The sequence below is a fragment of the Rhodospirillum sp. A1_3_36 genome, from assembly GCF_047263945.1.
Lineage (GTDB): Bacteria > Pseudomonadota > Alphaproteobacteria > Rhodospirillales > Rhodospirillaceae > Rhodospirillum.
The window spans coordinates 1-1,855 of sequence record NZ_JBLAVB010000076.1 but is presented as its reverse complement, the minus strand read 5'-3'; the positions used below and the strand labels follow the sequence as shown (position 1 = coordinate 1,855).

The window sequence follows — 1,855 nt, the reverse complement described above, 5'->3', positions numbered from 1 at the left end:
TGTTCGGTGTTTCCCAAGAAGAGATCCCTTCGCGGAAACAAACACCCTGACGCGGGGTGGAGCAGCCCGGTAGCTCGTCAGGCTCATAACCTGAAGGTCAGAGGTTCAAATCCTCTCCCCGCAACCAGAAATCAGCCCGTTATCCCAACAGGATAGCGGGCTTTTTTGCGTTTGGACCAGGCCAGCTAAAATCACCCAGGTAACACATAGGTAACGCAAGAGAGCGAATTTCAGCGTAGCCGGGAGCCCATTTCCAGGTAACAGCCATCAATCCCCCAGTGCACGGACAGTGAGAAATCTGGGGCCGTTGTCGGCATTACGGCTTGGAATGTGCCGCCTTGTCACTGGGAGAAGCGTCTGGGCTGTGCGGACGGAGTACGATAGGGGAGGGGGTTCCGATACCGGCGCGGGCCAGCTCTCGCCGGTAGTATGCGACCTCGTCCTTGGTCAGGCCGTACAGGTCGTTCACCCGATCGTTCAGCTCTTCTTCGGCTACGGAAATCTTGTGGTCCCAGATCCGCATGTTCGATTGCGCGCGGCGAAAGCGCCAGCGCCACTCCACCTTCTTATTGCCCTCAAGGGAAATGCCCTCGTTGCCGAGCGCGGCAATGAACCCGGAAAAATCACGTCACTTTTTTCGGAGGGCCTATCGGCCCGATTTTTCTCTCCTGCCCCGGATTTTCCGGAGCCCCGTCTTCGGCCCGGGTAGGGCTGGTTGCGAACCGGGGCATATGGTCGCGGCGATACAACTAATAAAAGAAAAGCTGGCGTCAAGGAGACAAGCGTCATCCACCTCCCGCCGGGAGGTGGATGTTTTCCGGTGATGTCGGCGGGGGAGGGGAGGCTTACGAAGGCGCCAGGCAGCGCCAGGCCGCGAAGAAGATGTCCTGGGTCGGGCAGGCGTCGGGCATGGCGATCTTGATCCGCCGCACCGATGTGATGATCCGGGCACCGATTTTCAGCAGCTTTTCCCGAATGGTGCCCGGCATGGCCTTGGCCAGATCCGTCCCTTGGAGGGCGCGCAGGCGTAACTGCGTCATCAGGACATAGGCGAAGCCCGCCAGGATCAACCGGGTCTGGTTGGTGCTGAAGGCATGGCCCGAGGCCCGGTGGCCAAACAGATCCAATTGGCATTCTTTTATGCGGTTTTCCATGTCGCCACGCGGACAGTAGAGGGATTCATACATGACGCGGGGCAAGAGGTCCTTGGGTTCGACCTGCTCGCTTTCTTCCAGGGATGTCCGTGCCTCGCGCATGGCCTCGGTCACATGGGGGGAATTCCAATCCAGAGAGGTGACGAGGAACCGGCACCGCTGCTCCTGGCCTTCCTTATGGAGCACCTTGGCGATCACGTGGCGCGACCGGTTCCAACTTTTGGATCGGGTCTTGTGGGTGAAATGGCCGAAAACTTTGGTCGTGGCGTTGGTCTCGAGGAACTCCAGCGCTGCGCGGGAGCGGATTTTCCGCGCCCGGTGCACGAGGACGCTGTTCCGGGGCAGGCCGAGGATATAGTCGACGCCGTTGGCCTCGCACCAGCGCATCAGATTCCCCCGGAGGAAGCCGGAATCGCCGCGCACCAGGATGCCCACCTTGGGCCAGGCCTTCCGGATGCGCGTGACGATCCGCTTGATCGCTCCCTTGGCCCCTTTGGCGCCGTCGACATTGCCATGGCGGAGTTTCGCCATAAGCAGGTGCGGACCGCAAGTGACATAGAGCGGCAGGAAGCACCTGTGTTCATAATACCCGTGAAAGAACCCGCCCATTTGATGGCCGTGGGTTTTGATGTCCGTGGCGTCGATATCCAGGGTGATCCGCTCGGGTGGGCTGTTGTGGCTTTCCAGGAACAAATCGACGA

2 protein-coding genes and 1 tRNA gene are annotated in these 1,855 nt (G+C 60.1%); 1 reads left to right on the top strand and 2 read right to left on the bottom strand.

What is annotated here, in order from left to right; all coding sequences use genetic code 11:
* Positions 1-50: 50 nt before the first annotated feature.
* Positions 51-127 (top strand) — tRNA-Met (locus ACLIRY_RS26965).
* Between the two features lie 189 nt (positions 128-316).
* Here the strand turns inward: ACLIRY_RS26965 and ACLIRY_RS26960 are convergent.
* Positions 317-562, bottom strand: a complete 246-nt coding sequence (locus ACLIRY_RS26960) for a hypothetical protein (RefSeq protein ID WP_413208506.1) — start codon at positions 560-562, stop codon at positions 317-319.
* Between the two features lie 283 nt (positions 563-845).
* Positions 846-1,855, bottom strand: a 1,010-nt coding sequence (locus tag ACLIRY_RS26955) for an IS1380 family transposase (RefSeq protein ID WP_413208505.1), incomplete at its 5' end; no start/stop codon positions are given.